Here is a 25,729-nt window from a genome sequence, read left to right as displayed (position 1 = left end):
TAACGTTGATATCAACATAATTTCGAGGTGTCAAAGCCCCTGGACGTCCCGTTTGAAGCCACCCTCCATGTCCGCGACAACTGCCTTTGCCTGCATGTACAGCGCGCGGCGCGGGCTCTGGCGCGGCGGTTCGACGAGGCGCTGCGGCCGGTCGGGATTTCCAGCGGCCAGTTCTCGTTGCTGATGTCGCTGAACCGGCCCAAGCCGCCGACCATCGGCGCGGTCTCCAGCCTGCTGGCCATGGACCGCACGACCCTGACGGCCAATCTCAAGCCCCTGGAGCGCCGCGGCCTGGTGACGGTGAGCGTCGATCCGGACGATCGGCGCGGCCGGCTTCTGACCCTGACGCCAGCCGGCCTGGCGCTGCTGGCCCGGGCCGTGCCGATCTGGACGCAGAGCCACGCGGCGGTCGAGCGGGGGCTGCCGGACGCCGATCCCGAGGCGCTGCGAAGGGCCTTGCGCGCCCTGTCCTGACCCTTCGGCCTCGCCTTTCGCGAGAAGAATTCAAGCTTTTTCCGTTTTGCCCGACGGCGTGCGAACTCTACGGTGGTCAGAATAGAGAATCTGACCGCGCACGGAGCAATCACGCGTGACGACCACGATCTACGGCATCAAGGCCTGCGACACGATGAAGAAGGCGCGGGATTGGCTGGACGGTCATGGCGTCGCCTATGGCTTCCACGACTACAAGGTCGCGGGAATCGATCGCGCGCGGCTGGAGGGCTGGAGCCGCGCCGTGGGCTGGGAGACGCTGCTCAACCGCGCCGGCACGACCTTCCGCAAGCTGCCCGACGCCGACAAGCAGGGCCTGGACGAAGCCAAGGCCATCGCCCTGATGCTGGCCCAGCCGTCGATGATCAAGCGTCCGGTGCTCGACCTGGGCGACCGGCTGCTGGTGGGGTTCAAGCCCGACCAGTACCAGCAGGCCATGAGCAGATGAACGCCCGGGCCGCGCCAGACGGCATCGACCTGATCATCTTCGACTTCGACGGCACCCTGGCCGACAGCACCGCCTGGGCGATTCGCGCCGTGCGGCCGCTGGCCGAACGCTTCAAGTTCAAGGCGGTGACCGAGGACGAGATCGCCATGCTGCGCGGCCGCACCAGCCGCGAGATCATCGCCTATCTGGGCCTGCCGCTGTGGAAGGTCCCGCTGGTCGCCGCCCACGGCAAGAAGATGATGGCGGCCGACGCTCACGCCATCCCGCTGTTTTCCGGCACCGGCGACCTGCTGCGCGGCCTGTCGGCGGCGGGGCTGCGGCTGGCGATCGTCAGTTCCAACTCCGAGGCGACGATCCGCGCCATCCTGGGTCCCGACCTGGCCAGCCTGGTCGATCACTATGGCTGCGGCGCGGCGATCTTCGGCAAGGCCGCCAAGTTCCGGGCCGTGGTCAAGGCGGCGCGGATCGCCAAGGACCGGGTGCTGTGTATCGGCGACGAGACCCGCGACATCGAGGCGGCGCGCGAGGCGGGCCTGGCCTGCGGGGCGGTCGAATGGGGCTACGCCACGCGCCGCGCCCTGGTCGACCACGGACCGACGATGATGTTTTCGGCCATGGACGAAATTATTTCGCGGGTCGCCGCATCCAATCCCGGCCACGGCGCCGACTAGTCTTCAGAAACGGTGCGAAGGCTCGCATCGATCTGGAGATGAGACGGATGCAAGACCTGTTTCGGTCGTTCTGGTGGATGGTCTTTCCGCTGAGCTGGTTCGTGTTCGACGGCTATCACAGATGGCTGGCCGATCGGGCGCGCCGAGACGCGGTCGAGCTCCTCAAGACCTACGCCAAGTCGGGCCGCGAGCCGCCGGCGGAACTGCTGGCCCGCCTGGACGCTCGCTGACCCGAATTTCGGCGCGCGACCGCGCCGCTGGAGACCAAGACCATGGAAGACCTGTTTCGATCGTTCTGGTGGCTGATCTTTCCGCTGAGCTGGTTCGTGTTCGACGCCTACCAGAGCTGGCTGCGCTACCGGGTCAACCGCGACACCCTCGACCTGATCAAGACCTATGCCGAGGCCGGTCGCGAACCGCCACCGGAACTGCTGGCCAAGCTCAACCAGCGCTGGAACGAGGGTGAGGGCGGCGAGGACGACGGGCGCCCGCGCCACCGTCGCCGTCGTCAGCGCGGCTGGTATCAGGTGGTGCTGTTCGCGACGCTTTGCGCTGGCTTCACCTACGGCTCGGTGACCGACCTCTACGAGGCTGGGCCCGCCTTGCTCATCGTGGCGTTCGTGATGGGCGCCTTGAGCCTGGCGTCGCTGGTGTCGGTCCTGGTGGATCGGAGCCCGAAGGCCTGATGGACGGACCGCTCGTCCGGGCCGCGCGAGGCGGATCGCAAACCGCCTTCGCCCGGCTGGTGGCCGAGCACGAGCGGTCCCTGCGCGGTTTCCTGCGCAAGAGCGGTTTCGGCGACGCCGACGACATCGCTCAGGAAGCCTTTCTGGCGGCCTGGTCCAGCCTGGATCGGTTGCGCGACGACGAGGGTTTTCGCGCCTGGCTGTTCGGTATCGCCTGGCGCAAGGCGCTGGACCACAACCGCGCCGCTCGCCGGTCGGCTCGCCGGGACGAGGCCTGGCGCGAGGATCAGGCCGAGGCGGCGCCGCGCGACGCCGACCCGGCCGACCGCATGGCCCTGCGGGCGGCGCTGGCCGATCTGGCGCCCGACCAGCGGGCCTGTGTCACGCTCTGCCTGGGGCAGGGCTGGTCGCATGGTGAGGCCGCCGAGGTCCTGAGCCTGCCGCTGGGCACCGTGAAGTCGCACGTGGCCCGCGGACGTGAGAGATTGCTCGCTGTATTGGGAGACGCGTCATGACCCCCGAAGACCGTTTGGTCGCCTTCCTGTCCGAGGACGACGCCCCGCGGCGTCCGGCCGTGGACGCGCTGTTCGTCGGCGGGGTGATGCAGCGGGTGGCGCGCCGCGAGCTGGTCATCCGCCTGGCGTCGAGCGCGGCGACGGCCCTGGCCGCCGGCGCGGTGCTCTGGGCCTGCGCCCCGGTGCTGGACCTGGCCGTCCACGGCCTGGCCCCGGCCCTGGCGCCGACGGCAGGACTGCTGGCCTTCGTGTTGGCCGCGACCCTGCTGGGCGGCCAGATCCTGGCCCGTCGCTAGCCTTACGAAAGTTTCATCTGGCCCGGCGCCTCCAAACGGCGCCGCTCAGGTCTCTTCCCTACAGAGGTCGGAAGCGTCACGCTCCGCCCATCAACGGAGGGGACTGAGTCATGGACTTTGGAATTCTAATCCCGCTTTCGCCATTCATCATGGTCGCGGCGATCATCATCGTGCCGGCTTGGCTGCGGACCCGCGAACGGCGCGAGATGCAGGAGACGGTGCGGGCAGCCATCGAGAAGGGCCAGCCGCTGCCGCCCGAGCTGATCGAAGCGCTCACCAAGAACGTCAACCCGCCGAAAGTCTCTTCGGCGCAACGCGACCTGCGGATCGGCGTGATCCTGCTGTCGGTCTCGGTGGGTCTGGTGCTGACGGGCCTGGCCCTGGGCGGGATCAACGACAACGCGATGTTCGGGACGATGAGCGGCGCGGCGATCCCCGGCATGATCGGCCTGGCCTTCGTCATTCTCAGCTTCTTCAACCCCAACAAGCGTCCGCCGCAAGACTGAACGCGGACACGGGGAAGAGGGGACAAACATCATGGGCGTACGCCCACCCACAGGTCACGACGTCGAACTCGCCGCGCTGGCGGCGGTCGGTGATCGCCAGGCCTTCGGCGAGCTGGTGCGCCGCCACGGTTCGGCCGTGCGAGGCCTGCTGCGCCGGCTGGGGGCCGATCCGGCCACCGCCGACGACATCGCCCAGGACGCCTTCCTGGTGGGGTTCGAGCAGATCGCCGACTATCGCGGGGAGGGGGCCTTTGGCGGCTGGATCAAGAAGACCGCCGCGCGGCTCTATCTGCGCAAGGTCAAGCGCGACTCGCGTTTCGTGCTGACCGACACCGCCCGAGACGAGGCTCCGGTCGCCTCGGACAGTCCGGGCGCGGCCGCCGACCGGATGGACCTGGACGAGGCGCTCAAGGGGCTGTCGAAGGCCGAGCGCCTGTGCGTATCGCTTTGCTACGGGGCCGACTTGTCGCACGCCGAGGCGGCCGAGGTCTTGAACATCCCCCTTGGGACGGTCAAATCCCATGTCAAACGTGGTCTGGATAAACTCAGGGTCCGGATGGCGCCGCCGTCCGGAAGCGTATCGAACGACTCCGCGAGGAGGGAAAACCTTGGCTGACCTGGATTTCGAAGCCCAACTTTCGCGCCTCTACGGCCAACCGCCGGTGTTTCGCGACGCTGAACTGTTCACCCAGCGGGTGACCCAGAAGCTCGATCGCGGCTGGGCCGTGCGTCGCGTGGTGATCGGCGCGACCGGCGTGGTCGCGGGTCTGGTGGTCGCGGCCCAGCTGATCGGCAGCCGGTTCGCGAGCGAGTTCTCGACGGTGTCGCGCGACGGCGTCCAGAAGCTGGACCTCGGCCTGGACAAGGTGGTGGCGCGCTACGACCAGCTGTTCACCCTGGGCGGCGCGGAAACCCTGTGGCTGGCGGCGGGGCTGGCGGCGATCGCTCTGGCCTTCGCGGTGACCCGGCTGGTGGACGAGGTCTAGAGCATTTTCAGGGGGCGCTTCGTCCGCCCGCTCACCGATCATGTTGCGGCGCCGGGCGATCTGGCGGAAAACGGCGCACGCGTTTTCGCCGGAGTGCTCGCCCTGTCCGCCCATCGTGAAGACAAGATCCGCCGTCTGGCCGCCCCCGACATCGCCGCGCGCAAGGGCGGCGAGCCTCTGGTCTGCCTGACCGCCTACACCGCGCCGGTGGCCGCGGCGCTGGACGACGCCTGCGACCTGCTGCTGGTCGGCGACTCGCTGGGCATGGTGGTGCACGGTCTGCCCAACACCGTCGGCGTGACCATGGAGATGATGATCCTGCACGGCCAGGCGGTGATGCGCGGCTCGAAGCGGGCGATGGTCGTGGTCGACATGCCGTTCGGCTCCTATGAGGGCGCGCCGAAAGAGGCCTACGCCAACGCCGTGCGGATCATGAAGGAGACCGGGGCCCAGGGCGTGAAGGTCGAGAGCGGTCCGACCATTCCCGACACCATCGCCTACATGGTCCGGCGCGGCGTGCCGGTCATGGGTCATGTCGGTCTGCGTCCGCAGGCGGTGCTGGTCGACGGCGGCTTCAAGGCCAAGGGCAAGGACGAGGCCGGTCGGGCCCTGATCCTGGAGGAGGCCCGCCTCACGGCCGAGGCGGGGGCGTTCGCCGTCGTCGTCGAGGGCGTCGCCGAGAGCCTGGCCCGCGAGATCACCGCCGCCATCGCCCCGCCGACCATCGGCATCGGCGCCTCGGCCGGCTGCGACGGCCAGATCCTGGTCACCGACGACATGCTGGGCCTGTTCGACTGGACGCCGAAGTTCGTGCGCCGCTACGCCGACCTGAAGGGCGAGATCGAACGGGCCGCCGCCGACTACGCTCGCGACGTCAAGGCGCGGACCTTTCCGGGCGAAGCCGAGACCTACTACGCCAAGAAGGGGTAGGGGCGTCGCCCCGCCGCTTCCGCCCGTTGCGGCTGACCCTGACACGCTATAGGTTCGCCGCCTCGGTGGGTCCGCTCACCATGTTATCAATCTAGAGCGTCTGTCCCGGAGCGATCCGGGGGTGACGCTTCAGGGCGCAGTTCTCGCCCCTACCGGAGCCTCGTTCGTGGTCGATGTGTTTGACGAGGTCGAAGAGCAACTGCGCTCCGACCGCTACAAGTCCCTCGCGCTGAAGTCGCTGCCCTGGGTGGGCGCGCTGGCGGCGGTGGCGATTCTCGGCACCGGCGGCTGGTGGGGCTGGAGCAGCTATCAGGAAGGCCAGGCCAACAAGGCCTCGGAGGCCTATCAGGCGGCGTTGGAAAGCGGGGCCAAGATCGGTCCGGCCAAGGCGTTCCCGGCCTTCGAGGCGATCTCCAAGACCGGCTCGGCCGCCTACAAGACGCTGGCCCTGATTCAGATGGGCGGCATCCGCCTGGAAGAGAACAAAACCGCCGAAGCGGTGCGTTATTTCGACGAAGCGGCCAAGCTTGCGCCCAATCCGGTGCTGGCCGACCTGGCTGGCCTCAATTCCGCCTTGGCGCTCCTCGACACGGCTCCTTACAAGGACGTCGAAGCGAGGCTGACTCCGTTGATGGGCGAGAAGAGTCCCTATCGCGTTCAGGCGAAGGAAGCGCTGGCGTTCGCCAAGCTGCAGGCCGGAAACCTGGCCGGCGCGCGGGCCGACTTCAGCGTGCTGGCCACCTCGCTGGACAACTCGTCGGACGAAGTCCGCCAGCGCGCCCAGGGCGCGATGGCCATGATCGATTCCGGCTCGGCCAAGAACCTGTCGGCGGTCGTCAAGGCCGCGATCGCCCTGCCGCCTTCCGCCGCTCTGACGCTGCCGTCGGGCCCGCAAGCCGCCCCTGACGCCGCCCCCACTACCGCCCCCACTACCGCCCCCAATAGCGCCCGATGAGCCGTCGCCCCATGACTTCCAAGCGTTCTCTGCTTCTCGCCGCGTTGCTGACGACCGCGGTGTCGGTGGCTGGCTGTTCGACGATCTCCAAGCTCAATCCGTTCGACAAGAAGGAGGCCAACAAGACGTTGGCCACCCAGGGACAGCGGATCTCGGTCATCGCCTTCGACCAGAAGGTCGAACCGGCCGAAGCGCTCAAGGGCGCCGACTTCTTCCTGCCCGATCCGGTGGTCCAGGCCGATTGGCCGCTGCCGGGCGGCAACGCCGAGCAGTCGGTTGAACATGTGGCCGCCGCCGCCAATTTCGACATCGCCTGGCGCAAGGGCTTCGGCCAGAAGGCCAACCGCAAGTTCCACGTCATGGCGCCGCCGGTGGCCGCCGACGGCAAGGTCTTCGTGATGGACGGCGAAGCGTCCGTGGTCGCCATCGACGCCCGCAGCGGCGCGACCGTCTGGCGCAAGGACCTGCGCCCGGCCAAGGCCCCGGGCAAGAAGCGCGGCTTCATGGGCATCGGCGGCGGCACGGCCGACCGCACGGGCTTCGGCGGCGGCTTGGCCTACGCCAACGGCAAGCTCTATGTTTCGTCGGGCTTCCGCTTCGTGGCCCAACTCGATGCGGCCACCGGCGCGGAAGCATGGCGACAGCAGACCAGCACGCCGGTCCACGCCGCGCCGACCGTCCAGGACGGCCGCGTCTTCGTGGTCTCCACCGACAACGAACTGCTGACCTTCAACGCCGCCGACGGCGCGCCGGGCTGGACCTACCAGGCCCTGGTCGAGCCGGCCCGCATCCTGGCCGCCTCGAGCCCGGCGGTCAGCGGCGACACCGTGGTGGCCGGCTTCGCGTCGGGCGAACTGGTCGCCCTGCGCGCCACCAACGGCAACGACCTGTGGAGCGAGGCCCTGAGCCGCGCCAGCCGCACCAACGCCCTGTCGGAAATCCGCGACATCGCCGGCCGTCCGGTGATCTTCAAGGGCGACGTCTTCGCCGTCAGCCACTCGGGCGTGTTCGCCGCCACCGACCTGCGCACCGGCCAGGCCCGCTGGAGCCTGCCCGTCACCGCCATCACCAGCCCCTGGGCGGCCGGCGACGTGGTCTTCGTGGTCGACAAGGCCGGCCAGGTGATCTGCGTGTCGCGCGAAGCCGGTCAGGTCTATTGGATCCGCGACCTCAACGACACCGACAAGCTGTCCAAGAAGCAGAAGAAGAAGCGCGCCAAGCACCCGCTGCTGTGGTCGACGCCGATCCTGGCCTCCGGCCGGCTGATCACGGTCTCCAGCGAAGGCCAGGCCGTGGCGCTGAACCCCAAGACCGGCGAGACGCTGAAGACCTTGAAGCTGGGTCAATCGGTCCTGCTGGGCCCGATCGCCATGGGCGACACGGTCTATGTCGCCACCGACGAAGCCGACCTGATCGCTATTCGCTAGGTCTTTCCGGGCGCGCCCGGAACCACAATCCAAGCAACCCGAACCCGGGCTGGTCCTCACCAGTCCGGGTTTGTCGCTTTTGTCCCCGAAATCGACTAATCACAGCCCATGCCTTTGAAACTCGCCATCGTCGGCCGCCCCAATGTGGGCAAGTCGACCCTGTTCAACCGTCTGGCCGGCCGCAAGCTGGCCCTGGTCGATGACCAGCCGGGCGTCACCCGCGACCGCCGGTTCGCCCACGGCCGCCTCGGCGACCTCGACCTGGAGCTGATCGACACCGCCGGCTTCGAGGACGTCACCGACGAGAGCCTGGAGTCGCGGATGCGCGCCCAGACCGAGCTGGCGATCGAGGAGGCCGACGTCAGCCTGCTGGTGTTCGACGCCCGCGAGGGCCTGACGCCGCTGGACCGGATCTTCGCCGAGATCCTGCGCAAGCGGAACAAGCCGGTGCTGGTCGCCGCCAACAAGTCCGAGGGCAAGGCCGGCGACCACGGCGCCGCCGAGGCCAACGTCCTGGGCCTGGGCGAGCCGATCCAGATTTCCGGCGAACACGGCGAAGGCATGGCCGAGCTTTACGCCGCCCTGATCGCCATCGCGCCCGAGGAGCTGCAGGGCGAGCATGACGAACTGGGCGACGACAAGCCGATCAAGATCGCCATCGTCGGCCGCCCGAACGCCGGCAAGTCGACCCTGATCAACCGCCTGATCGGCGAGCAGCGCCTGCTGACCGGCCCCGAAGCCGGCATCACCCGCGACTCCATCTCGGTGGACTGGGTGTGGGGCGACCGCAAGGTCCGCCTGGTCGACACCGCCGGCCTGCGCAAGAAGGCCAAGGTCAACGAGAAGCTGGAAAAGCTCTCGACCGGCGACACCATCCGCTCGATCACCTTCGCCGAGGTGGTGCTGCTGATCATGGACGCCACCCACCCCTTCGAGACCCAGGACCTGCAGATCGCCGACCTGGCCGAGCGGGAAGGGCGCTGCGTTGTCTTCGTGCTGGCCAAGTGGGACCTAGTCGAGGACCAGGCCGCGACGCTGAAGGGCTTCATCGAACACGCCGAGCGCATGCTGCCGCAGCTGCGCGGCACGCCGGTGATCGCGCTGTCGGGCGAGACCGGCAAAGGCGTCGACAAGCTGATGCCGGCGGTGCTGAAGAGCCACCGTGACTGGTCGACCAAGGTCAAGACCCGCGACCTCAACGACTGGCTGCAGATGGCCATGCAGCGCCACCCGCCGCCCAGCGTCGGCGGCAAGCGCATCAAGCCGAAATACATGGCCCAGACCAAGGCCCGGCCGCCGACCTTCGTGCTGTTCTCCAGCCGCGCTGACCAGATGCCCGAACAGTATCGGCGCTATCTGATCAACAGCCTGCGCGAGAGCTTCGACCTGCCGGGGGTGCCGCTGCGCATCACCATCAAGTCGGGCGCCAACCCCTATGCCGAGGGCGAGGCCAAGGGCCACAGCGGCAAAGGCAAGCGCGAGTTCGAGCGCCGCGAACGCGAAGCCGAGCGCATCCGCGCCTCGCGCAACACCGTCAAGAAGTCGGTGCGGGTGGCCGAAGCCGCCGCGGCCCTGGCGGCGGGCGTCGAGGTCGAGGCGACCAAGGCGGCGACCCGGGCGGCCAAGAAGGCCGGTCCGACGGTGATCAAGACCACCAAGCCCGTCGAGAGCACCGCCACGCCCGCGGCCGAGCCTGGCAAGGCGGCGGTCAAGTCGGTCAAGAAGCAGGGCCCCAAGGCCCAGAAGAAGGCGACCACGCCCAGCTACAAGGTCGGTTTCAAGGCGGCTGGCGGCAAGGCGGCGGGACCGCGTCGTCCCGTGGCCGGCTCACGCACCGTGCGGGGCAACAAGGCGCCGCCGAAGGGGCGATAGCCTGACGAGATCGGCGAACGCCTGACGGCGAAACGGGCCTCCTGCGCAGGAGGCCCGTCCGCTCAAGCGATACAGGTTACGCTGTACAAGGCGCGCCGGGACGATCGAAGGGGGTGTCGATGTCCCGGCGCATTCACGATCCGACTCTTCCGGATATCGGATCGGGAAGCTCTTAGAACTCCTCCCAGGCCGAGGCCGAGGCCGCGAGCGCAGTGCTCCCCGCGCCAGGGCGGAACTGGGCGCCGATCCGGGCCTGGGCGCGGGCCACCGGATTGTCGCTGGGATGATGCCGACCGGCTTGAGCCGGTTCGGGGCGGCGGGTGATCACCTGCTCTCCAGTCTGAAAGCGCGAGACCAGTCCGGTCAGTTCGGCGGCCTCGGCCTTCAGGCCGACGGCGGCGGCCGTAGCCTCCTCGACCATGGCGGCGTTCTGCTGGGTGACCTCGTCCATCTGGTTGACGGCGGTGTTCACTTGGGCGAGGCCGGTGGCCTGTTCCTGTGACGACTGGGCGATCTCGGAGATCAGCGTGTCGATCTGGGTGACCTTGCCGACGATGCCGCCCAGCGCCTGGCCGGTCTCGCCGACCAGCTGGACGCCGCGCGCCACTTGCGAGGTGCTGCTGGCGATCAGCGTCTTGATCTCCTTGGCCGCCTCGGCCGAACGCTGGGCCAGGGCCCGCACCTCCTGGGCGACGACGGCGAAGCCGCGACCGGCGTCCCCGGCCCGGGCCGCCTCGACACCGGCGTTGAGGGCCAGCAGGTTGGTCTGGAAGGCGATTTCGTCGATCACGCCGATGATCTGGGTGATCTTGCCCGAGCTCTGCTCGATCTCGCCCATGGCCTCGACGGCGTCGCGCATGATCTCGCCGGAGCGGGTGGCGTCCTCCCGGGCGCTGGAGGCGGCGGCGGAAGCCTCCTTGGCCCCCGCGGCGCTGCGCCGCACCGTGGCGGTGATCTGGTCCAGCGCGGCGGCGGTCTCTTCCAGGCTGGCCGCCTGTTGTTCGGTGCGGCGGGAGAGGTCTTCCGAAGCGCCGGCGATCTCGTCGGAGCCACCGCGCACGCCGTCGGTGGCGCTGGAGATCTGGCCGATGGCCTCCCGCAGGCTGTCGATCGCCGCGTTGTAGTCGTCCTTGATCTGCTGGAAGCGGCCTTCGAAGGGCTCGGTGATCCGGGCGGTCAGGTCGCCGGCGGCCAGGCGTTGAAGGCGCTCGGCCAGGGAGAACACCACGGCGGTCTGCTCTTCCTCGGCCTTGCGCCGGGCCTCGTTGGCGATCCGCTCCAGCTCGACCTCGGTGATGTCGATGGCGAACTTGATGACCTTGAAGGGCCGGCCGGCAGCGTCGAAGATCGGGTTGTAGGCGCCCTGGATCCAGACCTCCTTGCCGCCCTTGCCGACCCGCTGGAACTTGTCGGCGAAGAACTCGCCGCGCGCCAGATTGGCCCAGAAGGCCTTGTACTCGGCGCTGCGGCCGTAGTCGGGATCGACGAAGAGGCCATGATGGCGACCGACGATCTCGTCCAGCGAATAGCCGACGGTGTCCAGGAAGTTCTTGTTGGCGGTGATGATCGTGCCGTCGAGCTGGAACTCGATCATCGCCTGCGAGCGATCGATCGCCGCAACCGTGGCCTCCAGATCCGCCAGACGCTGCACTGTCTTCGGGTCGTTGCGCTTCATGGTAAAGAGCGACATTCGGATCGGCTCCCCGGGAGGTCCTTGGTGGACGCTTCTACACGTGAAGCGTGCGCCGGCCCTATTTCCGAAAGCTTAACGTTAGGGCGGAAGAAACCTGTCTTGCCGCGACATTTTGGCGCGATGACTGCTTTCAGCTTGGCTTTTGAAGGGTCTGGATTCTCTTCTAAGAGCGCATAATAAGTATATTACGTAAAATGACTTATTCGTGCCGGCATGTGCACCTGAGTCTTCATGACCTATGGATTCCAGGCTGGCCGGAAAATAGGCCGAAGCTGGAAAGCACTGTTTCCCGACCTCAGTTTGACTGACCTATCCCTCGCTCGGAGATTCCTGTCCGCGATCCTTGAAGCGCACGACGCCCTTGGGCGGCACGCGGTCGGGGCGGACCAGGTTAACGATGAACGGCGCGATGCTGTCCGGAGCGGGCACGCTTTGCGGATCTTCGCCCGGGAAGGCGCCAGCCCGCATGCGCGTGCGCATGGCGCCGGGATCGACGCAGATGGCGCGCACCGTGGTGTTCTCCATCTCGTCGTCATAGCAGCCGACGATGGCCTCCAGCCCGGCCTTGGAGGCCGCGTAGCCGCCCCAGAAGGCGCGGTGGGTCTTGGCGACGCTGCTGGTGAGGAACACGGCCCGGCCGGCCTCGGCGCGACGCAGCAGCGGGTCCATGGCCCGGATCAGTCGCCAGTTGGCCGTCAGGTTGGTGGACAGGATCATGTCCCAGCCCTTGGGGTCGAGATGGCCCACGGGGGTCAGGGCGCCCAGCACCCCGGCGGCGCCGACCAGGATGTCCAGCTTGCCGAACCGTTCGAACAGGGCCGCGCCCAGCTGGTCCAGGCCGTCGGCCTCGCGCAGGTCCAGCGGCACCAGGGTGGCGTGTTCGCCGGTGGCGGCGAAGATGGTGTCGTCCAGGGCTTCCAGCGCCCCCTGGGTGCGGCCCAGGGCGATCACATGGGCCCCGGCCTTGGCCAGGCCCACGGCGATGGCCTCGCCGATGCCGCGGGTGGCGCCGGTGACGAGGGCGATGCGGCCGGCCAGCGGCTTTGCGGAGTCGGAATTCATGGGCGGGTTCTAGTGGCTATCGGATGGGATGGAAACTGCATCGACACGTCCCTAGCCGTCATCCCCCGCTTTATGCGGGGACCCAAGCGGAGGTGGCCGACGCGGCTTGGGTCCCTCGAACAGGTCGGGGGATGACACGCGTTGGTCAGGCCTCGTCCGCCGGCCGCGCCCCGTAGCGCTGGGCCAGCACCGAGCAGGCCATCAGCTGGATCTGGTGGAACAGCATCAGCGGCAGCACCAGGACGCCCGCCGTGGCGCCGGGGAACAGGATGCCGGCCATCGGCACGCCGGTGGCCAGGCTCTTCTTGGAACCGCAGAACACGATGGCCACCTCGTCGGGCTTGGAGAAGCCCAGGGCCCGCGCGCCGAACATGGTCGCGGCCATCACCACGGCCAGCAGCACGGCGCAGACGGCCAGCAGCACGCCCAGTTCGGGAATGGAAACCGTCTTCCAGATGCCGCCGACCACGGCGGCGCTGAAGGCCGAATAGACCACCAGCAGGATCGAGCCGCGATCGACCTGGCCGACCAGGGCCTTGTGCCGCTCGATCCAGCCGCGGATCCAGGGGCGGAGAAGCTGACCGGCGATGAACGGCAGCAACAGCTGGATGATGATCGACTTGATGGAGTGCCAGCCGCCGACGTCGCCGTGGGCCTGCATCAGCAGGCCGACCAGCACCGGCGTCAGGAAGATGCCCAGCAGGTTCGAGGCCGAGGCGGCGCAGACGGCGGCGGCGATGTTGCCCCGTCCGATCGAGGTGAAGGCGATCGACGACTGCACGGTCGAGGGCAGGCAGCACAGGAACAGCATGCCGGTCGACAGGGTGGGCGACAGCAGGCCCGACTTGCTGATCAACAGGCCCAGCGCCGGGAACATCACGAAGGTGAAGGCCAGGATGGTCAGGTGCAGCCGCCAGTGGGTCAGACCCGCCACCACCGCTTCGCGCGACAGCTTGGCGCCGTGCAGGAAGAACAGCAGGGCGATGGCGATCTTGACGACCCAACCCACGATCGTGGCCGCTTCGCCCCGCACCGGCAGGACCGTGGCCAGCACGACCATCCCGAACAGCAGCAGGATGTAGGTGTCGATCTTGAGCTTGGCGAGGAGGTCCGACAGTCCGTTTTTCACGCGCAAACTCTCACTTCGTCATCGCCCGGTTCATCCGGGCGACCCAAGCGGGCCGGCCGGATATATCGGTTAGCGCGGCTTGGGTCCCCCGAACAAGTCGGGGGATGACGGTTTGTGGAGAAACTAGGCGCTGACCAGCAGCGACAGCTGCTTCTCGGCCTGGTCGTTGCGGCCTTCGGCGATTTCGCGGTCGGTCAGGCGGGTGGGATAGTCGCCGGTGAAGTAGTGGTCGGTGAACTGCGGGTGGGCCGGGTCGCGCGGACCGGCTTCCAGGGCCTCGTACAGGCCATCGACCGACAGGAAGCCCAAGGAGTCGACCTCGAGGAACTTGGCCATCTCCTCCAGCGACTTGTTGGCCGCCAGCAGCTGTTCGCGCTCGGGCATGTCGATGCCGTAGAAGTCGGGCCACTTGATCGGCGGGCTGGCTGAGCGGAGGTGGACCTCCTTGGCGCCGGCTTCGCGGACCATGCGGACGATCTTCAGCGAGGTGGTGCCGCGCACGATCGAGTCGTCGATCAGCACCACCCGCTTGCCGGCCAGCACGGCGCGGTTGGGGCTGTGCTTCATGCGCACGCCCAGTTCGCGCACGCCCTGGGTCGGCTGGATGAAGGTGCGGCCCACATAGTGGTTGCGGATGATGCCGAGGTCGAAGGGGATGCCGCTGGCCTGGGCGTAGCCGATGGCGGCCGGCACGCCGCTGTCGGGCACGGGCACCACGACGTCGGCTTCGACGCCGGTTTCCTGGGCCAGGCGCTGGCCCATGCGCTTGCGCACCTCATAGACCGAGCGGCCGTTCACCACGCTGTCGGGGCGGGCGAAATAGACATATTCGAACACGCAGGGGCGGGCGGTTAGGTTGTGGAACGGTCGCAGCGACTTCACGCCGGTTTCCGAGATCACCACCATCTCGCCGTGCTCGACGTCGCGCACGAAGCGGGCGCCGATCATGTCCAGGGCGCAGGTCTCGGACGCCAGGACGGGTTTGCCGTCCAGGTCGCCCAGCACCAGCGGGCGGATACCCAGCGGGTCGCGCACGCCGATCATCTTCTTGTTGGTGATCGCCACCAGGGCATAGCCGCCCTCGATCTGGGCCACGGCGTCGATGAAACGGTCGACGATGCGGGCCTTCCGCGAGCGGGCGATCAGGTGGAGGATCACCTCGGAGTCCGAGGTCGACTGGAAGATCGCCCCCTCCTGCACCAGGCGCTCGCGCAGGGTCAGGAAGTTGGTCAGGTTGCCGTTGTGGGCCAGGGCCACGCCGCCGGTTTCCAGATCGGCGAACATCGGCTGGACGTTGCGGATGAAGCTGCCGCCGGCCGTGGAGTAGCGGGTGTGGCCGATGGCCATGTGGCCGGGCAGGCGCTCGACCAGGTCGTTGCCGGTGAAGGCGTCGCCCACATGGCCCATGTGGCGTTCGGTGTGGAAGCGCTGACCGTCGAAGGCGGCGATGCCGCAGGCCTCCTGTCCGCGATGCTGCAGGGCGTGCAAGCCCAGGGCCGCGATGGCCGAGGCGTCACGGACACCGAACACGCCGAACACGCCGCACTCCAGGCGCAGGGTGTCGTCCTCGGGGTCGCGCCACGGCGCGGACGAATAGCGGTCGGTCGACTGGCCGAAGGACGTCATCGCGATTTCTCCACCAGGTCGTCGACGGAGCGACGCTGGGACTGATCATAGCTCGGTTCGCCCGGCTTGCGGTCGGACGGTTTGTCGCTGGCGCCGTCATGGACGGCGTCTTCAATGGCGGGGGCCAGTTTTCCGGCCAGGGCCGTGCCCTTGGGCGCGAACACCTTCAGCACCCGGGCGCTGGCCGTAGATAGGGGGTAGAGCGCCGATTGCGACACCCAGGCGGGCACGCGGCCGGGCGGGGTGGCCATGTTGAACACCAGGTTGAACACTCCCAGCACCACCAGGCCGCGGATCAGGCCGAACGCCAGGCCCATCAGCCGGTCCAGCGTCCCCAGGGCGCCGTCGGCGTGCAGGGTCCGGGTCAGCGCCGCGCCCAGCAGGCGCAGGGCGATGAAGGCGACCACGAAGGTCAGCAGGATGGCGGCGGCGGTGGCGGCCCAGTCGGGGTCCATCATGCCGCGGAACAGCGGACCGGTGACGCGCAAGCCCAGCAGGGCGATGATCGCCGCGGCGATGAACGACAGGGCCGAGGTCAGCTCGCGCGACGCGCCGCGGGCGAAGCCGACGAGGCCGGAGACCAGCAGGATTATCCCGGCGATGATGTCGAACGGCGTCACGTCAGCTGGCCCCAGATCTCGTCGCCGATTCGGCGCACCGCGTCGGCCAGTCGGGCCACGCCGGCCACGGGCAGGGCTCCGCCGCCTTCGGGCAGGCCCGACAGCGGTCCCAGAGCTCGACCAAAGCCGAGTTTCGCGGCCTCTTTCAAACGCGTCTCCATACGGCTCACGGGCCGCACCTCGCCAGACAGGCTGACCTCGCCGAACACGACGCAGTCCTGCGGCAGGGCGATGTCCAGGGCCGAAGAGGCCAGGGCCGCCGCCGCAGCCAAGTCCGCCGCCGGCTCGGTGATCCGCAGGCCGCCAGCGACGTTCAGATAGACGTCCTTGTTGCCAAAACCAAGGCCGCATCGGCTCTCTAGCACAGCCAGGACCATGGCCAGGCGCCCGGAATCCCATCCGACCACCGCCCGGCGCGGTGTTCCGTACGCGGAGGGGGCGACCAGGGCCTGGAACTCCACCAACACGGGTCGCGAGCCTTCGATGCCGGCGAACACCGCCGCGCCCGCCGCCCGCTCGCCGCCGTCATTGAGGAACAGGGCCGAGGGGTTCTTGACCTCGCGCAGCCCGGAGTCGCCCATCTCGAACACCCCGATCTCGTCGGTGGCCCCGAACCGGTTCTTGGCCCCGCGCAGGATGCGGAACGGGTAGCCGCGCTCGCCTTCGAAGCTGAGCACCGCGTCGACCAGATGCTCGACCACGCGCGGGCCGGCGATCTGGCCGTCCTTGGTGACATGGCCGACCAGCAGGATGGCCACGCCCTTCTTCTTGGCCAGGCGCACCAGTTCCTGGGCGCAGGCCCGTACCTGGGTGACCGTGCCGGGCCCGGCCTCGTGGGCGTCGCTCCACATGGTCTGGATCGAGTCGATGACCACCAGGTCGAAATTGTCGCGCTTCAGCCCGTCGAGGATGTCGCGCAGGCTGCTCTCGGCCGCCAGCTTCACCGGGGCCTGGGCGAAGCCCATGCGCTCGGCGCGGCCGCGGATCTGGGCCACGGCCTCCTCGCCGGAGATGTAGGCGCAGGACGCCCCGCGCAGCGAGGCCTTGGCCACCACCTCCAGCAGCAGGGTGGACTTGCCGACCCCGGGATCGCCGCCGATCAGAATGGCCGAACCCGGCACCACCCCGCCGCCGCACACCCGGTCGAACTCGTCGACCCCGGTGATGATGCGGGGCGGGGCGGGGGTGTCGCTTTCCAGGCCGGTGAACTGCAGGCCGCGCGTGCGGCTGGCCTTGGTGGCCGACAGGGCGCCCGGCGCGCGGACGCCGGTTTCCTCGACCAGGCAGTTCCAGCCCTGGCAGGCCGGGCACTGTCCCGACCACTTGGTCTGGACCGCGCCGCAGGTCTGGCAGGCGTAGACGGCGCCGTCACGGGCCATGGAAGCTCCTGATTCGAAGATGACTGGAGACTACAGGCTGGAGGACCACTGCGCCAAAGCCGGTCGCACCCGCCGCTTCTTCCAGAATCCCGACGTCACGGAACAATGTTCTCAATGTCTCGTCGGCATGCCTAAATGGCGCGGGGGGATGGCTCAGGATTCGCGGAGGGCGATCTTATGACTGTTATCGAACCCGGGACGACCTCGTCCGACCTCGTCGGGCGGGTGAAGCGCCTGTTGCTGACACCCTCGGCCGAATGGGATCGCATCGACGGCGAGCCGGCGACGATCAAGGGGCTCTATGTCGGCTATGTCTGCATCCTGGCCGCGATCACGCCGATCGCCAGCCTGATCGGCGGCCAGCTGTTCGGCCACGGGGCCTTTGGCGTCTCGTTCAAGCCGAACCTGGTGGCGGCGATCGTCAGCGCCGTGGTCACCTACGGACTGACCCTGCTGTCGGTGTTCCTGCTGGCCCTGATCATCGACGCCCTGGCGCCCAGCTTCGACGGCCAGAAGGACCGGGTCCAGGCCTTCAAGGTGGCGGCCTATACCGGCACCGCCGGATGGGTGGCCGGCGTGCTGACGATCCTCCCGGCGCTGGCGATCATCGCCGGCCTGGCCAGCCTCTACGGCCTCTACCTGCTCTATCTGGGCCTGCCCAAGCTGATGAAGGCGCCGAAGGAAAAGTCCCTCGGCTACACGGTCGTGACCATCCTGTGCGCCATCGTGCTGTTCATGGTGGTCGGCGCGGTCACCGGCGCGGTGGCGGGCGCGGCGATGTTCGGGGCCGCCGTCAACCACGCCGCCACCAGCGGTACGATGGAGGTCAACGGAACCAAGGTCGATCTGGGCAAGCTCGATGCGGCCAGCAAGCAACTGGCGGCGGCCGGCGCGGCGGTCGAGGCCGGCAAGACCGTGCCCGCCGTGCCCGCCGAGACCCTCAAGGGCCTGCTGCCGGGCGCGATCGCGGGCTACGCGCGCACCACGGTCGAAAGCAATTCGGGCGGGGCGGGCGGCATGTCGATGGCCACGGCGTCGGGCGACTACGAGAAGGGCGACGCCCGCTTCAGCCTGTCGGTGACCGACATGGGCGGCATGGCGGGCCTGGCGGCCATGGCCAACGCCGTCGACGCCCAGTCCACCCACGAGACCGCCACCGGCTACGAGAAGATGGGCAAGGTCGGCGGGCGCATGACTGTCGAGGAATGGGACCGCGAGGCCAAGTCGGGGCGCTACAGCGTCGTGGTCGGCAATCGCTTCACCGTCGAGGCCCATGGCAACGCCGACACTGTCGACTCGCTCAAGCAGGCGGTGGCTTCGGTGGACTTCGGGCGGCTGGAAGGCTTGGCGCGGTAGGGGTCAGCCGCCCCTCACAACCCGCCGCGCCCTAGGCGCGATACGGGTCAGCAGCTCATAGGCGGTCGTGCCGGCCGCGGCCGCCGCGTCGTCGACGGGCAGGTCGGGGCCGATGACCTGCATCATGGCGCCCGGCCGCGCCGCGTCGCAGTCGGTGACGTCGACGGCGGTCAGGTCCATCGACACTCGGCCGAGCAATGGCCGCCGGGCTCCGTCGAACCATACCGCGCCGCGCGGGTGGGCGGCGCGGGGCAGGCCGTCGGCATAGCCGACCGCCAGGATGGCGACGCGGGTGGTCTGGGACGCCGTGAAGGTCGCGCCGTAGCCGATGCTCTCGCCGCGCGGCACGACCCGCACCTGCAGGATCGGCGCTTCCAGCGTCGCCACGGCCTTGATCCGGGCGTCCGGGACGTCCAGCGGTCCGCCGCCATAGAGGCTGATCCCCGGCCGCGCCTGGTCGAAGCGGTAGGCCTCGCCCATGAAGATCCCGCCGGAATTGGCCAGGCTGCGGCGGGCGTCGGGGAACAGGGCGGCGGTTTCGGTGAAGCGGGCCAACTGGCGGGCGTTGAGCGGGTGGTCCGGCTCGCTGGCGCAGGCCAGGTGGCTGATCACCAGGTCGATATTGACGTGTCCCAGCCGGTCCATGGCCCCGGTCAGCACGACGGCCTCCTCGGGACGCAGGCCAAGACGGTTCATGCCGGTGTCGATGTGCAGGGCGGCGTCCAGCACCCGGCCGCGCGCGTGGCTGTTCCAGGCCTCGATCTGCGGCAGGCTGTTGAGGACGGGGGTCAGGCCCGCCGCCTCGATGGCCGGGGCCGAGCCGGGCGTGACGCCGTCCAGCAGGTAGATCGTGGCGGCGCGGTCGCCCAGGGCCCGGCGCAGGGCCAGCCCTTCCGACAGCCGCGCGACATAGAAGCTCCGCGCCCCTTCCTCCCACAGGCGCGCCGCCACCAGGGCCGCGCCCAGGCCGTAGCCGTCGGCCTTCACGGCCGGCGCGATCTCGGCCCCGCCCGCCTGGGCCTTGAGCACGGCGTGGTTGGACGTCAGGGCGTCGAGGTCGAGGGTCAGAACGGAGGTTTCGGTCACGGGGCTGGGCGTAACCGAGCGGGCCGTTCAAGGCCAGTGGAGATCGTGTTCAATGTTGCAGCAGGAACTGCGTGGCCAGGCTCTCCACGCCGCTCGCCACGATCTGCACGCCGATGCACATCAGCAGGAAGGCCATCAGCCGCGACATCACCCGCGCGCCGTTGACGCCCAGCAGCGACAGCACGCGGTCCGAGGCGCGGTAGAAGAACCAGACCATCAGGGCGATGACCGCCACCGCCAGGCTGGCGCCCAGAAAGAACGGGATGACCGAATGGCCGCCCGCGGGGCGCTGCGACGACAGGGCGATGGCCACGGAGATCGCGCCGGGGCCGGTCGTGAACGGCATGGTCAACGGAAAGAAGGCGATGTCCTCGGCGCGGCTCAGGGCCGGGGAGGCCTGGCCCATCTTACGGTCCTCGTGCTCCTCGGGGCTCATCAGCAGCGCCCAGGCGCGGATGGCCACCACCAGGCCGCCGGCCACGCGCAGGGCGCCGAGGCTGACTCCGAAGAAGTTCAGGATGTAGCCGCCCAGCAGCAGCGACCCCAGCAGGATGCAGAAGGCGTAGAGCGCGATGGTCGGCGCCAGCCTGCGACGCACCTCGGCCGTGTGGTGCGACAGCATCTGGTGGAAGATCAGCGCCGAGCCGACCGGGTTGACGATCGAGAACAGGGCCGGGAAGGCCAACAGGAAGGCGCCGACCACCGTCGAGACGGGCAGGGGATTGATGTCCATCACTCAGGGTCTCGCGATGCTGGCGGCCTGACCCTGGCCCGAACCGGCGCTGGAGGTCAAACGCCGGAACGCCGCCTATTCCTCGTTGCCCGAACGATGCTGGTGGAAATAGTGGTCGCGGGCCAGGTTGCCGAAGCGGGTGGTGTCGCTGTTGAACGACAGGCGCACGGTGCCGATGGGGCCGTGACGCTGCTTGGCGATGATCACCTCGGCCAGGCCCTGCAGGCGGTCCATGTCCTCCTGCCATTGCAGGTGCTCGGGCGTGCCTTCGCGCGGTTCCGAACGGCCGACATAGTAGCTTTCGCGATAGACGAACCAGACCATGTCGGCGTCCTGCTCGATCGAGCCCGATTCCCGAAGGTCGGAGAGCTGGGGCCGCTTGTCCTCGCGCTGCTCGACCTGACGCGACAGCTGCGACAGGGCGATGACCGGGCAGGCCAGTTCCTTGGCCAGGGCCTTGAGGCCCATGGTGATCTGGCTGACCTCCTGCACGCGGTTGGCGTTGGAGCCGAGGTCCGAGCCGGTGACCAGCTGCAGGTAGTCGACCACCACCAGGTCCAGGCCCACCTGGCGCTTCAGGCGGCGGGCCCGGGCGGTCAGCTTGGCGATCGAGATGCCGCCGGTGGCGTCGATATAGAGCGGGGCTTCCTGCAGCTCGATGGCCGCGTCGCGCACCCGGCCGAACTCCGAGGCGTCGATCTCGCCCTTGCGCAGCTTGTCGCCCGACACCCCCGAGGCGTCGGCCAGCATCCGCAGGGCCAGCTGCTCGGCGCTCATTTCCAGCGAGAAGAAGGCCACGACCCCGCCGCTGACGGTCTTCTTGGTGCCGTCCGGCTGGGGCTCCCAGGCGTATTTCTTGGCGATGTTGAAGGCGATGTTGGTGGCCAGCGCCGTCTTGCCCATCGACGGACGACCGGCCAGGACCACGAGGTCGGAAGGGTGCAGGCCGCCGATCTTCTGGTCGAGGTCGATCAGGTCGGTGGCGACGCCCGACATGCCGCCGTCGCGGCTATAGGCCTCGGCGGTCATCTCGACCGCGCCGCGCAGGGCCTCGCCGAAGCTGACGAAGCCGGAGCTGGCCGTGCCGCTTTCGGCCAGGGTGTAGAGCTGCTGTTCGGCCGCCTCGATCTGGTCGCGGGCCGGCAGCTTGGCCTCGTCCTTGCCCTGGCCGTGGGCGGTGGAGGCGATCTCGCCGCCGATGCGGATCAGGTCGCGGCGCAGGGCCAGGTCGAAGACGGCGCGGGCGTAGTCGCCGACATTGGCGGCGGGCGGCGCGCGGTCGACCAGGTCGGCCAGGTAGCGCAGGCCGCCCAGCTCGTCGAAGGCCGGGTCGTGCTTGAACTCGTCGGCCAGCAGGATCGGCTCGGCCAGCTGACCCTTGCGGATGTGGGTCTCGATCGCGCTGAACAGCCGCGCGTGGAAGGGCTCGTAGAAGTGGCGGCCCTGCAGGCTGTCGGTCAGGCGCTCATAGGCGGCGTTGTCGTACAGCAGCACGCCCAGCAGGGCTTGCTCGGCTTCCAGGTTGTGCGGCGCGACGGCGACGACGATATCGCCCATCGACGAGGGTGGGCGGAGGTCTAGGGCGGGAACGAGAGACATCGCCACAGGTTAACGCCTAGCCGGGATTTCCGCGCGGACGCAGCGGCGCGCCGGCGAAGATGAACGGGGATGTTCTGTGTATATTCTGACCCCGCCCCAAGACAGAACCGGACGTAGGGAACGGCGCGGAGATGGTTCTCCGCGCCGCACTAGTTGACGCTAGGTCACCCTACCAGTTGTAGCTCACCCGCGCGTACAGGAACCGCCCGTTGAAGCCGAACGGCGAGTAGCTGGGGAAGCCGATCGAGCCGCTGGGCGAGTTGATCACCAGCGGGGTCTCGCGCGGGTACTGGTCGAACAGGTTGTTGACGCCCAGCGCCAGGCCCGCCGAACCCAGCTTGTAGCGGCCTTCCAGGTCGACGATCGTGCGGTGGCCGGTCTCGTAGTCCAGCGTCGGGTTGTTGTTGGGCACCAGGACGCTGTCGTAATAGGTGGCTTTGGCGGTGACGCCGAAATCGCCCAGGCTCCAGTCGGTGTTGAACACGAACTTCTGGTTGGGCGTGCCTTGTTCGTAGGTCAGGACGTTGCCGCGGTCGAACAGGAACGGCGGCTGGCTGACATTGGTGATGGTCGGCAGGCTGGGCGTTTTCCTGACGTCGGTGCCGTTGAAGTTGGCGGCCACGGTGAAGTCGTAGCGGCCGGCCGTCTCGGTCTCGAGCTTGTAGCGCCCGACGATGTCGACGCCCCGCGTGCGGGTCTCGACGCCGTTGAGGAAGAAGCGCGCCGCGCTGACGCCGTAGGGGGCCAGCAGGGCGTTGATCACCGCCGCCGTCGCCGCCGGGGTCGACGGGTTGGGCAGGTTCTCCGACAGCACGATGCGGTCGTCGATGTCGATCTGATAGGCGTCGATGGTCAGTTCGAACGGGCCGGTGTGGAAGACGATGCCGGCCGAATAGTTCATCGACTCCTCGGGCTTCAGCGGCTTGGCGCCCAGGGCCACGGCGATCGGGCTGTCGACCGTGAAGGTGCCCGACTCCACCAGGATCGACCCGGTCGGCGTGGCGACGTTGTTGGTCGCCGTGTAGCTGAAGTATTGCTGCTGCAGGGCCGGCGACTTGACGCCGCTGGAGATGGCGCCCCGGATGGCCAGGGCGTCGTCGACGTCGAAGCGGACCGCCAGCTTGCCGGTGACCTTCGAGCCGAAGTCCGAATAGTCCTCGTAGCGGCCGGCGGCGTCGAACGACAGGCGCTCGGTCAGCTTGCCTTCGAGATCGACATAGGCCGAGACGTTGTGGCGCGACTTGTCCACGACGTTCGACGGCCGGAAGCCGCCGAAGCCCTGCGACACCGGCGCGCCGCTCAGCGGCCCCTTGGTGTAGGAGGCCGGCTCGCCCTGGTGCACCGAGAAGCCTTCCTTGCGGTACTCCAGGCCGAAGCCCAGGTTGGTCGGCTCGATGAGCCCCAGGTCGAAACCCTTGCTCATGTTGAGGTTGACCAGGAACTGGTCGTAGTCGAGGCCGCCGGCCTTGAAGGTGCGCGGCGAGGCCGCGCCGAAGGTCGAGTTGATGGTGTTCTTGATCGTGTATTCGAGCTTGTTCTTGCCGTAGGTGACGCCCAGGTCGGTCTTGAAACCGGCCAGTTCGCCCTTGACGCCGCCGGCGATGTTGTAGTCGTCGATCTTGGTGGCGATGATCGGCAGGAAGCCGCCCGGATAGACCGCCGGAACGTTGTTGGAGTTGTTGTAGGTCCGCGCGGTGGCCGCGGCCTCGGTGTCGCGGCGCTGGTAGCCGCCGTAGCTGTACAGCGTCCAGGTCTCGTTCACCGGCAGGCCGGCGTTCAGATAGACCGCCTTGCTCTCCAGCTTGGGATCGCCGTAGCGGCCGAGCACCACCTTGCGGCCGTAGTTCGGGGCCGCGTTCAGGTCGACATAGTCCGAACGGTTGGTCGGATGGCGGTTCAGATATTCGCCGGTCACCGTCAGGAAGCCCTCGGCGCCCAGCGGCAGGCCCACCCAGGCGGAGGCCGACTCGGTCAGGCCGTCGTGGGCGTCGTGCTTGCCCCGCGCGGTCTTGTAGTCGGTGTCGTAGATTCCGTAGTTCAGCGTTACGCCGCCGCCGCTGCGGGCCTCGCGCAGGCGCAGGTTGATGACCCCGGCGATGGCGTCGGCGCCATACTGGGCCGAGGCCCCGTCGCGCAGCACCTCGACCCGCTCGACGGCGACCGTCGGGATGGTGTTGAGGTCGAAGGCGGTCGAGCCGCGGCCGATCGAGCCGTTGATGTTGACCAGGGCGCCGACATGGCCGCGCATGCCGTTGATCAGCACCAGGGTCTGGTCGGGCGCCAGGCCGCGCAGGGTGGCGGGACGAACGTGGTCGGTGCCGTCGGTGATGGCCGGACGCGGGAAATCGATGGCGGGCGTCAGGTTGGCCAGGGCCTGGGCCAGCTCCGCGCCGTTGCCCTGGCGAGCCAGGGCCTGGGCGCCGATGACGTCGACGGGCGCGATGGTGTCGAGGCGTGTGCGGCCCGGGGTGCGGGTGCCGGTGACGACCAGTTCCTCGACCTGAGTCTGGTCGGCGGCCTGGTCCTGGGCGGCGGCGATGGCGGGAAGTTGCAGGAGCGCGCCGGCCGAGACGGCGGCCAGCAGAAGGTGGCGACGGTGCATGGTTTCCATTCCCCTCGTTCTTGCGTGCCGCGCTTTACGCTTCACACGCGAGTTACAGGGGTAGAGAGCGCGTATTCGCACCCGTCGTAAATGACGATTGTGTCAAAGCGGCAAAAGAAAAACGGCGCGGATTGCTCCGCGCCGTTTCCTTGAGGTCGGTCGGTGACCCGAGGCCGTTAGGACTCGTAGTGGTCGCCTTCGAACGAACCGGCGCCGCCGGCCGCCATGTCCGAAGCCGCTTCGGCCTCGGCCGCGCGGTCTTCTTCGAACTGAGCGGCGACGACGTTTTCGCCGCGCGCTTGGCGATCGGCTTCGTCCTGGCTGCGCGCGATGTTGAGGGTGACCGTGACGGTCACCTCGGCGTGCAGCTTCACCTTCACTTCGTGAACGCCAAGCGTCTTGATCGGCTTGTCGAGGACGATCATCGAGCGATCGACCTTGCCGCCTTCGGCCTTGATGGCGTCGGCGACGTCGCGGCCCGCGACCGAACCGTACAGCTGGCCGCTTTCGCCGGCTTGACGGATCATCACGTACTGCTTGCCGTCGAGGCCTTCACCGGACTTGCCGGCGGCTTCGCGGTTCTTGACGTTGCGAGCTTCGATTTCAGCGCGCTGAACTTCGAAGGACTTCAGGTTGGCCGAGTTGGCGCGCAGGGCCTTGTGACGCGGCAGCAGGAAGTTACGGGCGAAGCCGTCCTTCACCGAGACCACGTCGCCGAGGACGCCGGTGCCTTCGACGCGTTCGAGCAGGATAACTTTCATCGTGGTGTCTCCCTTACTTCACGACGTAGGGGAGCAGAGCCAGGAAGCGGGCGCGCTTGATGGCCTTGGCCAGTTCGCGTTGCTTCTTGGCCGACACCGCGGTGATGCGCGACGGCACGATCTTGCCGCGCTCGGAAACGTAGCGCTGCAGGAGCTTGACGTCCTTGTAGTCGATCTTCGGGGCGTTGGCGCCGGAGAACGGGCACACCTTGCGGCGGCGGAAGAACGGGCGGCGAGCGCCGGCGCCGGCGGGAGCGCCAGCGGGGGCTTCGGGAGCAGTCGTATCGGTCATGATCTCT

27 protein-coding genes are annotated in these 25,729 nt (G+C 68.5%); 15 read left to right on the top strand and 12 right to left on the bottom strand.

The features are described 5' to 3' along the window. Nucleotides 1-27 precede the first annotated feature (27 nt). From PMI01_RS19090 to der, 14 genes are all read left to right on the top strand, one after another. The gene (locus PMI01_RS19090; protein WP_007672688.1) at nucleotides 28-474 is read left to right on the top strand and encodes a MarR family winged helix-turn-helix transcriptional regulator; all 447 of its coding nucleotides are present in this window, start codon (nucleotides 28-30) and stop codon (nucleotides 472-474) included. Between the two features lie 115 nt (nucleotides 475-589). Beyond that, nucleotides 590-940 (top strand): ArsC family reductase, encoded by a 351-nt coding sequence (locus PMI01_RS19085; protein ID WP_007672683.1) that lies wholly within the window; start codon nucleotides 590-592, stop codon nucleotides 938-940. Beyond that, the gene (locus tag PMI01_RS19080; protein ID WP_007672681.1) at nucleotides 937-1,611 is read left to right on the top strand and encodes an HAD hydrolase-like protein; all 675 of its coding nucleotides are present in this window, start codon (nucleotides 937-939) and stop codon (nucleotides 1,609-1,611) included. The genes PMI01_RS19085 and PMI01_RS19080 overlap by 4 nt, the downstream gene beginning before the upstream one ends. A 47-nt stretch (nucleotides 1,612-1,658) precedes the next feature. Beyond that, nucleotides 1,659-1,841 (top strand): hypothetical protein, encoded by a 183-nt coding sequence (locus PMI01_RS19075; protein ID WP_007672679.1) that lies wholly within the window; start codon nucleotides 1,659-1,661, stop codon nucleotides 1,839-1,841. Nucleotides 1,842-1,883: 42 nt separating this feature from the next. Then, the gene (locus PMI01_RS19070) at nucleotides 1,884-2,297 is read left to right on the top strand and encodes a hypothetical protein (protein ID WP_007672677.1); all 414 of its coding nucleotides are present in this window, start codon (nucleotides 1,884-1,886) and stop codon (nucleotides 2,295-2,297) included. After that, nucleotides 2,297-2,812 (top strand): RNA polymerase sigma factor, encoded by a 516-nt coding sequence (locus tag PMI01_RS19065; protein ID WP_007672676.1) that lies wholly within the window; start codon nucleotides 2,297-2,299, stop codon nucleotides 2,810-2,812. The genes PMI01_RS19070 and PMI01_RS19065 overlap by 1 nt, the downstream gene beginning before the upstream one ends. Then, nucleotides 2,809-3,108 (top strand): hypothetical protein, encoded by a 300-nt coding sequence (locus PMI01_RS19060; protein ID WP_007672674.1) that lies wholly within the window; start codon nucleotides 2,809-2,811, stop codon nucleotides 3,106-3,108. Before PMI01_RS19065 ends, PMI01_RS19060 begins: the two co-directional genes overlap by 4 nt. A 110-nt stretch (nucleotides 3,109-3,218) precedes the next feature. After that, nucleotides 3,219-3,614, top strand: a complete 396-nt coding sequence (locus PMI01_RS19055) for a DUF6249 domain-containing protein (protein ID WP_007672671.1) — start codon at nucleotides 3,219-3,221, stop codon at nucleotides 3,612-3,614. 31 nt (nucleotides 3,615-3,645) lie between these two features. Next, nucleotides 3,646-4,230, top strand: coding sequence for an RNA polymerase sigma factor (locus PMI01_RS19050; protein WP_007672666.1), 585 nt, complete (start codon nucleotides 3,646-3,648; stop codon nucleotides 4,228-4,230). Further along, the gene (locus tag PMI01_RS19045) at nucleotides 4,223-4,600 is read left to right on the top strand and encodes a hypothetical protein (protein ID WP_007672660.1); all 378 of its coding nucleotides are present in this window, start codon (nucleotides 4,223-4,225) and stop codon (nucleotides 4,598-4,600) included. The genes PMI01_RS19050 and PMI01_RS19045 overlap by 8 nt, the downstream gene beginning before the upstream one ends. A 102-nt stretch (nucleotides 4,601-4,702) precedes the next feature. Next, a complete protein-coding gene (panB, locus tag PMI01_RS19040; protein ID WP_035037178.1) occupies nucleotides 4,703-5,530 on the top strand; it encodes a 3-methyl-2-oxobutanoate hydroxymethyltransferase in 828 nt (275 codons plus the stop codon). A gap of 166 nt (nucleotides 5,531-5,696) precedes the next feature. Continuing rightward, entirely contained in the window at nucleotides 5,697-6,485 is a 789-nt protein-coding gene (locus tag PMI01_RS19035; RefSeq protein WP_007672657.1) for a tetratricopeptide repeat protein, read from the top strand. An 11-nt stretch (nucleotides 6,486-6,496) separates the two neighbouring features. Then, nucleotides 6,497-7,912 carry a PQQ-binding-like beta-propeller repeat protein gene (locus PMI01_RS19030; protein ID WP_007672655.1) on the top strand — a complete coding sequence of 472 codons (1,416 nt, stop codon included), beginning with the start codon at nucleotides 6,497-6,499 and terminating at the stop codon, nucleotides 7,910-7,912. Nucleotides 7,913-8,020: 108 nt separating this feature from the next. Beyond that, the gene (gene der / locus PMI01_RS19025; RefSeq protein ID WP_007672653.1) at nucleotides 8,021-9,784 is read left to right on the top strand and encodes a ribosome biogenesis GTPase Der; all 1,764 of its coding nucleotides are present in this window, start codon (nucleotides 8,021-8,023) and stop codon (nucleotides 9,782-9,784) included. Nucleotides 9,785-9,956: 172 nt separating this feature from the next. Here der and PMI01_RS19020 read toward each other — a convergent pair whose 3' ends face one another. The 6 genes from PMI01_RS19020 to radA all read right to left on the bottom strand — a co-directional run bounded on the left by PMI01_RS19020 (nucleotide 9,957) and on the right by radA (nucleotide 17,293). Then, nucleotides 9,957-11,474, bottom strand: coding sequence for a methyl-accepting chemotaxis protein (locus PMI01_RS19020; protein WP_007672652.1), 1,518 nt, complete (start codon nucleotides 11,472-11,474; stop codon nucleotides 9,957-9,959). Nucleotides 11,475-11,786: 312 nt separating this feature from the next. After that, complete coding sequence (locus tag PMI01_RS19015) at nucleotides 11,787-12,539, bottom strand: SDR family NAD(P)-dependent oxidoreductase (protein ID WP_007672649.1); 753 nt, start codon at nucleotides 12,537-12,539, stop codon at nucleotides 11,787-11,789. A 145-nt stretch (nucleotides 12,540-12,684) separates the two neighbouring features. After that, complete coding sequence (locus PMI01_RS19010) at nucleotides 12,685-13,668, bottom strand: bile acid:sodium symporter family protein (RefSeq protein WP_007672648.1); 984 nt, start codon at nucleotides 13,666-13,668, stop codon at nucleotides 12,685-12,687. Between the two features lie 123 nt (nucleotides 13,669-13,791). Continuing rightward, a complete protein-coding gene (gene purF, locus PMI01_RS19005) occupies nucleotides 13,792-15,294 on the bottom strand; it encodes an amidophosphoribosyltransferase (RefSeq protein WP_007672640.1) in 1,503 nt (500 codons plus the stop codon). After that, entirely contained in the window at nucleotides 15,291-15,914 is a 624-nt protein-coding gene (locus tag PMI01_RS19000) for a CvpA family protein (RefSeq protein ID WP_007672637.1), read from the bottom strand. Before PMI01_RS19000 ends, purF begins: the two co-directional genes overlap by 4 nt. Next, nucleotides 15,911-17,293, bottom strand: coding sequence for a DNA repair protein RadA (gene radA / locus PMI01_RS18995; RefSeq protein WP_007672633.1), 1,383 nt, complete (start codon nucleotides 17,291-17,293; stop codon nucleotides 15,911-15,913). The genes PMI01_RS19000 and radA overlap by 4 nt, the downstream gene beginning before the upstream one ends. A gap of 177 nt (nucleotides 17,294-17,470) precedes the next feature. Here radA and PMI01_RS18990 point away from each other — a divergent pair, with 177 nt between their 5' ends. Beyond that, nucleotides 17,471-18,649 carry a Yip1 family protein gene (locus tag PMI01_RS18990; RefSeq protein WP_007672630.1) on the top strand — a complete coding sequence of 393 codons (1,179 nt, stop codon included), beginning with the start codon at nucleotides 17,471-17,473 and terminating at the stop codon, nucleotides 18,647-18,649. A 3-nt stretch (nucleotides 18,650-18,652) separates the two neighbouring features. Here PMI01_RS18990 and alr read toward each other — a convergent pair whose 3' ends face one another. The 6 genes from alr to rpsR all read right to left on the bottom strand — a co-directional run bounded on the left by alr (nucleotide 18,653) and on the right by rpsR (nucleotide 25,722). Beyond that, on the bottom strand, nucleotides 18,653-19,735 hold the full coding sequence (gene alr / locus PMI01_RS18985) for an alanine racemase (protein ID WP_007672627.1): 1,083 nt from the start codon (nucleotides 19,733-19,735) through the stop codon (nucleotides 18,653-18,655). A gap of 49 nt (nucleotides 19,736-19,784) precedes the next feature. Further along, the gene (locus PMI01_RS18980; RefSeq protein ID WP_007672623.1) at nucleotides 19,785-20,468 is read right to left on the bottom strand and encodes a MarC family protein; all 684 of its coding nucleotides are present in this window, start codon (nucleotides 20,466-20,468) and stop codon (nucleotides 19,785-19,787) included. A 75-nt stretch (nucleotides 20,469-20,543) separates the two neighbouring features. Beyond that, nucleotides 20,544-22,073, bottom strand: a complete 1,530-nt coding sequence (locus PMI01_RS18975) for a replicative DNA helicase (protein WP_035037169.1) — start codon at nucleotides 22,071-22,073, stop codon at nucleotides 20,544-20,546. Between the two features lie 163 nt (nucleotides 22,074-22,236). After that, nucleotides 22,237-24,669: a TonB-dependent receptor plug domain-containing protein gene (locus PMI01_RS18970; RefSeq protein ID WP_007672619.1), complete on the bottom strand. Its 2,433-nt coding sequence runs from the start codon at nucleotides 24,667-24,669 to the stop codon at nucleotides 22,237-22,239. Between the two features lie 176 nt (nucleotides 24,670-24,845). After that, complete coding sequence (gene rplI / locus PMI01_RS18965) at nucleotides 24,846-25,430, bottom strand: 50S ribosomal protein L9 (RefSeq protein ID WP_007672613.1); 585 nt, start codon at nucleotides 25,428-25,430, stop codon at nucleotides 24,846-24,848. 13 nt (nucleotides 25,431-25,443) lie between these two features. After that, on the bottom strand, nucleotides 25,444-25,722 hold the full coding sequence (gene rpsR, locus PMI01_RS18960) for a 30S ribosomal protein S18 (RefSeq protein WP_007672610.1): 279 nt from the start codon (nucleotides 25,720-25,722) through the stop codon (nucleotides 25,444-25,446). Nucleotides 25,723-25,729 lie beyond the last annotated feature (7 nt).

It is taken from the genome of Caulobacter sp. AP07 (assembly GCF_000281955.1).
GTDB lineage: Bacteria > Pseudomonadota > Alphaproteobacteria > Caulobacterales > Caulobacteraceae > Caulobacter.
The sequence above is the reverse complement of the archived record's forward strand: the minus strand, read 5'-3'. Positions and strand labels throughout refer to the sequence as shown.

Excerpts from the sequence above, each read along its gene's own strand:
- PMI01_RS19080 (WP_007672681.1), top strand. The coding sequence starts at position 937 with ATGAACGCCCGGGCCGCGCCAGACGGCATCGACCTGATCATCTTCGAC.
- PMI01_RS19075 (WP_007672679.1), top strand. The coding sequence starts at position 1,659 with ATGCAAGACCTGTTTCGGTCGTTCTGGTGGATGGTCTTTCCGCTGAGC.
- PMI01_RS19070 (WP_007672677.1), top strand. The coding sequence starts at position 1,884 with ATGGAAGACCTGTTTCGATCGTTCTGGTGGCTGATCTTTCCGCTGAGC.
- PMI01_RS19065 (WP_007672676.1), top strand. The coding sequence starts at position 2,297 with ATGGACGGACCGCTCGTCCGGGCCGCGCGAGGCGGATCGCAAACCGCC.
- PMI01_RS19060 (WP_007672674.1), top strand. The coding sequence starts at position 2,809 with ATGACCCCCGAAGACCGTTTGGTCGCCTTCCTGTCCGAGGACGACGCC.
- PMI01_RS19055 (WP_007672671.1), top strand. The coding sequence starts at position 3,219 with ATGGACTTTGGAATTCTAATCCCGCTTTCGCCATTCATCATGGTCGCG.
- PMI01_RS19050 (WP_007672666.1), top strand. The coding sequence starts at position 3,646 with ATGGGCGTACGCCCACCCACAGGTCACGACGTCGAACTCGCCGCGCTG.
- PMI01_RS19030 (WP_007672655.1), top strand. The coding sequence starts at position 6,497 with ATGACTTCCAAGCGTTCTCTGCTTCTCGCCGCGTTGCTGACGACCGCG.
- der (WP_007672653.1), top strand. The coding sequence starts at position 8,021 with ATGCCTTTGAAACTCGCCATCGTCGGCCGCCCCAATGTGGGCAAGTCG.
- PMI01_RS19020 (WP_007672652.1), bottom strand. The coding sequence starts at position 11,474 with ATGTCGCTCTTTACCATGAAGCGCAACGACCCGAAGACAGTGCAGCGT.
- PMI01_RS19015 (WP_007672649.1), bottom strand. The coding sequence starts at position 12,539 with ATGAATTCCGACTCCGCAAAGCCGCTGGCCGGCCGCATCGCCCTCGTC.
- purF (WP_007672640.1), bottom strand. The coding sequence starts at position 15,294 with ATGACGTCCTTCGGCCAGTCGACCGACCGCTATTCGTCCGCGCCGTGG.
- radA (WP_007672633.1), bottom strand. The coding sequence starts at position 17,293 with ATGGCCCGTGACGGCGCCGTCTACGCCTGCCAGACCTGCGGCGCGGTC.
- PMI01_RS18990 (WP_007672630.1), top strand. The coding sequence starts at position 17,471 with ATGACTGTTATCGAACCCGGGACGACCTCGTCCGACCTCGTCGGGCGG.
- PMI01_RS18980 (WP_007672623.1), bottom strand. The coding sequence starts at position 20,468 with ATGGACATCAATCCCCTGCCCGTCTCGACGGTGGTCGGCGCCTTCCTG.
- PMI01_RS18970 (WP_007672619.1), bottom strand. The coding sequence starts at position 24,669 with ATGCACCGTCGCCACCTTCTGCTGGCCGCCGTCTCGGCCGGCGCGCTC.
- rplI (WP_007672613.1), bottom strand. The coding sequence starts at position 25,430 with ATGAAAGTTATCCTGCTCGAACGCGTCGAAGGCACCGGCGTCCTCGGC.
- rpsR (WP_007672610.1), bottom strand. The coding sequence starts at position 25,722 with ATGACCGATACGACTGCTCCCGAAGCCCCCGCTGGCGCTCCCGCCGGC.